This window comes from Roseateles sp., assembly GCF_031397715.1.
Classification (GTDB): domain Bacteria; phylum Pseudomonadota; class Gammaproteobacteria; order Burkholderiales; family Burkholderiaceae_C; genus Paucibacter_A.
Genome location: NZ_JANNMI010000209.1, coordinates 1 through 5,722 on the forward strand (window position 1 = coordinate 1; position 5,722 = coordinate 5,722).

Genomic DNA, 5,722 nt, shown 5'->3' on the forward strand with positions numbered 1-5,722 from the left:
TGCGAACGGTGAGTTCCGGTCAGAGCTCATATCCCAGTGATCTAGACTGGCCACGCAGCGCAGCACCGACGCATGGAGGTTCCGGTCAGAGCTCATATCCCAGTGATCTAGACTATTGCCCTGCGCGTCATCAAGCAAGAGCAGGTTCCGGTCAGAGCTCATATCCCAGTGATCTAGACTGTTTGAGGAGGTGTTCACGTGACCGCACTGGTTCCGGTCAGAGCTCATATCCCAGTGATCTAGACTGCCGCGTGCGGCATCGACCGCGACGGCTCAGTTCCGGTCAGAGCTCATATCCCAGTGATCTAGACTGGCACCGGCACACCGAGCGCCGCCGACTGGTTCCGGTCAGAGCTCATATCCCAGTGATCTAGACTGCCGTGCATGAGCTCGGCACCGACGAAGACGTTCCGGTCAGAGCTCATATCCCAGTGATCTAGACTGGTGCGGGGGTTTAGGACACCATCGTCCTCGTTCCGGTCAGAGCTCATATCCCAGTGATCTAGACTAGAGCAGAGCTAACTCCTTGATTCGTCGGGGGGTTAGCTCTTTTTTGAGATGAAAAAACGAGCGGCATGATCAGAAAAGGTCAAATTGATCGGGCGATTTTTTGCTTGCCGACTTCAAGCGTCCCTGGAAACAGATGATGCGTTCGTACTGTTTGTCGGTGAACTGCAGGATATTCACCTTGCCACCAATCGGCAAGGCCTGCTCGACCATATTGCAGTAGGTTTCGACTTGGGTGCCGCTGGTGCAAAAACGCATGTACACGCTGTACTGGCACATCTGAAAGCCGAGGTCGAGCAGGGAGTTTCGAAATCGGGTCGCCGCGCGGCGCTCCTCGGCCTCGACCACGGGCAGGTCAAACATGACCGTCATCCACATCAATCGATACCCTGTAAGCATGGTGTTAGCCGCCTCCAGCGCAGCTGCTCAGTCATCTTGGCTAACTTCTGGCAACGCAGGCAGTAGGCAACCGGCAAGACCAGCAATAGGCAACTCGACCTTGCTCTTTTCGCCCAGGTAGACCTGGGCCAATGAGGTGGCCAGCTTTTGCATGCAGACCATCACCGGCGTCAGGCCAGACGCAGTCTGCATGTCCTCATACAGCGTCAGCACCAAGGCCCGCTTGGTCCCGGGTGTTACCTCGACCTTGCCATCGCGTTGCAAGGCCCAGACCTTGAGGTCGATGAGGGGCCTGAACGGCTCCATCAAGTCGTCGACCAGGCGCATCGCGTTGTTGTCATGGCTGTGATGCAGACCGATGCTGGGGTGCAGGCCCGCAGCGATGACCGCCCTGGCCGTCGCCGAGCGCATCACGGTGTAGCCGTAGTTCAACATGGCGTTGAGGCCCTCGGCCTCGCGGTCACGACGGAAGGCCTCGCCGAATAGTAGGCCCCAGTAACGCCGTGCGCCTTGAGCTTCAAGGTTTTCGGGGTCGCCGCTTTTGACCTTGGCTGCCAACGCCGTCAGCGGCGCGTGCGGTGCACCCACCGCCTTCAGCGCCGCGCCTTGCTGCTCCAGCTTGGCGCGCACCACCGCGGCCCACATGCGCTTGTGGGTGGGCTGACTGGCGGCAATCTGCGCCTCGATGCGCTTGGCCTGCTCAAAGTTGCCGGAGATCGGCAGCAACATACCGACCGCGTTGTGGTTGGCCGCGCACAGCACCAGCGGCGCGCCGCGTTCGGCCAGAGCCACTAACAAGTTATTTGTGTAACTCAGGCCATGCGCGTTGGCGATCACGGCGGCGATGTCGTCCAGAGGTATTCGGCCCAATTCTGGCCTGGCGCCATTGGTGTCCTGCACGATCATGAAGCCGCGGTACAGCGACAGGTGTCGACTGTCATCGGCGACTTCGACGATGCGGCCGATCATGGCTAAGGACGGAAACCTGGGTCTTTGACTTCCCCGACTGGGGAGATCGAAACCTGCCTAGCTCGCGCAGATAGCAGCGAGCCCGCTTGCTTGTACGTGTAAGACCAATTGCTTTCCTTGTCGCGATCTCGCGCTGCCACATTGGCTTCTTGGTGGGCAGCCAATGTGAGCCTGCCCGCTGCATTCATCGACGCGACGCGCATTACCTGAACCGTTCCGTCGATTTCTAGACGGAGCATGTCATCGCTCATCAATCGCATGACAAGTGGTTTGCCGGAGTAGCTGGAATGCCTGCAATGCAGTCCGGAGATGCCTCGATTTTTGACAATCTGATACGCCTCAAACGTCGACACCACCTCACCCTCCCAGCGCCCCTTTTCGTTCCTGAAAATCTCGATGCAGTAGTTGCTGTCCCCCTTGTAGCCCTTGTAAGGCTGCGGCTCGCCATTGGCCAGCACGCCGTGGCGCTCCCCAGCACGCGCATCGGCGAACTCAATCACCTTGAGCTTGGCCACCTCAAAGCTACGCACGCCTTCGACCGTCTTGTGCACGCCGACCGTGCCATTGCCCAGCAAGGCGTAGGCGGTGTCGTTGTGCATTGAGCCTTCATGGCCATGGTCCGGCTTGTGGCTGACCCAGATCTGCCTCACCGCCCGTGCGACATGTTCCCGGTAGCTGTCCCAAGGCAGCGGCATGTTCTCCACCAGACGATTCAGTTGCTGCTCACGTGCGGATGCGCTGGCCTGCGCAAAGCGCTGCAGCATGGACTGATCGGTCACGCCGATCACGCAGGCATCGACGGCATGGTGGCGGTGGTCATTGCGGTTTTTCTCGCCGTTCAAGCCCAGCACATCGTTGAGGCCGAACTTGGCGCGCAGCAACGCCGTCATGCGGCCCGGGATCACGCGGGTGGCCTGCGGGCAGATCAGGCTTAGATACTCGCGCGCCACCTTGCTGAGGTGGCGGGTGTCGTTCAGCGCCCGCGGTAGGAAGCCGGCGTCCTCCTTCAGCCATTGCTGGTGGCCGTCTTCGGCAAAGCGATAGCGTTTCGCTTTGGGCATGGCGCCGGCGCGGGCCAGGATCTGCTCGTAGTCGAAGCCCTGCACGGCCTTCGCGCCAAAGGCCTGCCACGGCGTCAGATTGCCCTTGACGCGGTTGGCCTGGCGCATGGCGACCGTCTTGTTGTTGAGGCTGTCGTCCAAGGTCGTCGAGAAGGGCAGGATGTGTTCGATCTCGACTTCGGCGCTGAGCAGCATCTGCACGCTGATCTGCACGCCGCTATACGGGCAGCGCCGGTCGGCAACGTCGAAACTCAACTCCTCCCACAGCAGCATCTTTTGCAGATCCAGGTTCTTGACGCGCTCTTCGCTGATGCCGAGCACGTTGGCGATGTCGGCGCGCATGCGTGCATTGCGGCGCTGGTTGTCGGCTTGACGCTTGTTTTCTTCTTGCCTTTGGTCCTGGCTTTGTTTCAAGTCGCGGGCCAACTCAACAATCACTTCGCTGGGATGCCCATAACGCTTGATCAAAGCGTTAACCACTAAACGAGTTTGGTTCAAACCGATGTGGACGGTCGGGTTGGCGATGCGGCCGTAGCGCTTCTCGTCGCTGTCGGTGGGTACGCCAGTGCCGAAGCCGACGTGGCGTTGCAGTGCCTGGCCGTAATAGGGCAGGGCCGGCAGGATTTCGCCGCTGGCACTCGCGCTGATATGGCTGTGGTGATCGAAGCCGGCGGCCAGCACGGCCTTGTCGTAGGTGATGACTGCCGCTTTCAGGGCGGGCAGGATGCGGGCCAGCGCCTTCGCGCTGAGGCTGCCATAGCCCTCGGGTAAACCGGCCTCAGCGATCCGTTCGGCACAGCTTTCGTCGATCAGGCAGTACTTCATCAGGCGCTTGATCAATCGGGTCAAACTCTGCTGGCCGACGATTTGCTTGACGATGCTGTCTTGTTGCTTGGCTGTCCATTTGAACCAGACCGGACCGAACATCTTGGCTTGAGCAAGTGCGGTGCTGGTCATATTGCCCTTGAGCTCCTGCCGCTTCGGGTCTTCAAAATTGAACTGCACCGAGCCCGACAAGCCGAGCAGGCGTTTGATCTGCGTGAATGTGCGTCGGCCGTTTTGCTCCAGAGCTTCGGCCAGGATATTGCGCTGGCTGAGTGTCAACTCGGCTTCGCGCAGGCCGGGGTAGAGGATGCGCAGGTGATTGAGCTCTTGGTAGATGCGCGTCCTTTGCGTGCTCGGCAAGGCCAGCGGCGCACGCTCCTCGTCCGGCAGCAAGGTGCAGCGCCCCGGCTTCACCGGCCGCAGCGGGCGTTGGAACAGCAGCGCGTCCTTCAGGTCGAAGCGTGCCGTCTCGTTGAACAGCGCTGGATTCAGCTCGGCTTGCTTGGCCCACAGCACATCGAACTCCTGTTCGATCATGGCTCGGTCGATGTAGAGGTCATAGCTTTTGTCGACGCGGTTCTTGCCGTCGTCGCGAGCGACTCGCGCTTCGCGGTAGCGTGCCCGCACGGTCTGGCCCAACGCATCGCGCCGCGCCAGCCATTCGCCGACCGTGCGGCAGCCTTCGGCGGCGATGGCCTGCCGCAGCTTGCCGATAGCGGTCTTGAGCGCGCCGCTGTCGTTGTCCTTTTTGTCGGTCTTGCGATTGCTCTTGAAGCCTCGCCTCTGATTGATGTGAAACAGCGCGCGCGCAAATTCTTCGGGCTTCAGCGCGGCGTCCAAGCCCACGGCGCGCAATTCGTAGGGATTTTCGGACTCCAAAGCCTTCCGCTGGGCTTGATCGGCGGGGAAGAAACCATGCGTGATCAGCATGCCCATCATGCGCGCCTTGCGCTTGAGCAAGCGGTCGCGGCGTCGGCGCATGGCGCGTGCTTCGCGCCGCGTCACTGCAAGAGATGAGCCATCCTTGGGGTTGCGCCCGTCGGAAAAAATCCGGGCGCCGGCCTTGATGACGGCGCAGGGTTGACCGTCGGACCCCAGCCTGAGCATCGCCCAGCCCAGCGAAGTTGACCCGAGGTCGAGTGCGAGTCGATACCGCATGCCTGCCATGCCATCCTCCCAGATGCTTTGTAGCTAACTTTTATACTTGACGTGCTACAGTCTAAGCGCAAGATCACTGGGATATGAGCTCTGGACGCTAACAAGCAGAAAGATGCACCAAATGGAAAGCCGCTATACGCGGCTTTCGTCCTTTCAGCGTCAAGCCCCCTCAGTCCTGCGCCTCCCGGCTGGCCGTAAAAATATGCCAGACCGCCATCACCATCGCCGCGATCACCGGGCCGATGACGAAGCCGTTGAGGCCGAACACCGCCATGCCGCCCAGCGTGGTGATCATCACCACATAGTCGGGCATGCGGGTGTCCTTGCCGACCAGGATGGGGCGTAACAGGTTGTCAACCATGCCGATGACCAGGACGCCATAGGCCGTCAGGGTGACGCCTTGCCAGATCTCGCCGTTGAGAAAGAAGTACAGCGCCACCGGCCCCCACACCAGGCCGGCGCCGACCGCCGGCAAGATCGACAAAAACGCCATCAAAACGCCCCAGAGCAGGGCGCCGTGTAAATCAAAGAACCAGAAAGCCAAGCCACCCAGCAGACCTTGCAGGGCGGCGACCAAGAGGTTGCCCTTGACGGTGGCGCGGATCACGGTGGTGAACTTGTCGTAGAGGTCGGCCTTGTGCGCCGGCGCCAGCGGCATTGCGCGGCCAAGCAGGTAGGCGTGGTTGGGCAGGGTCGTCGCCCCTTCCAGCGGTAGGTTCAGGGCGCGGATCGCGTCCTCGCCGAGCAACCGATCGACCGCCGACGGTTTCCCCGTCATGGGCGCGCGAAGTGGCCTTCGCCAC

General features: G+C 60.9%; 4 protein-coding genes and 1 CRISPR repeat array. All 4 genes read right to left on the reverse strand.

The genetic code is table 11. The features are described 5' to 3' along the window. Nucleotides 1-12 precede the first annotated feature (12 nt). A CRISPR array of direct repeats spans nucleotides 13-510; the repeat unit is 37 nt; unit sequence GTTCCGGTCAGAGCTCATATCCCAGTGATCTAGACTG. Between the two features lie 69 nt (nucleotides 511-579). Further along, nucleotides 580-906, reverse strand: a complete 327-nt coding sequence (gene cas2, locus RMO57_RS09245; protein WP_310385950.1) for a CRISPR-associated endonuclease Cas2 — start codon at nucleotides 904-906, stop codon at nucleotides 580-582. A gap of 27 nt (nucleotides 907-933) precedes the next feature. Next, a complete protein-coding gene (gene cas1 / locus RMO57_RS09250) occupies nucleotides 934-1,875 on the reverse strand; it encodes a type II CRISPR-associated endonuclease Cas1 (protein ID WP_310385952.1) in 942 nt (313 codons plus the stop codon). A gap of 2 nt (nucleotides 1,876-1,877) precedes the next feature. After that, a complete protein-coding gene (gene cas9 / locus RMO57_RS09255; RefSeq protein WP_310385954.1) occupies nucleotides 1,878-4,919 on the reverse strand; it encodes a type II CRISPR RNA-guided endonuclease Cas9 in 3,042 nt (1,013 codons plus the stop codon). Between the two features lie 169 nt (nucleotides 4,920-5,088). Further along, on the reverse strand, nucleotides 5,089-5,722 hold a 634-nt coding region (locus RMO57_RS09260), incomplete at its 5' end, for an AI-2E family transporter (protein WP_310385956.1).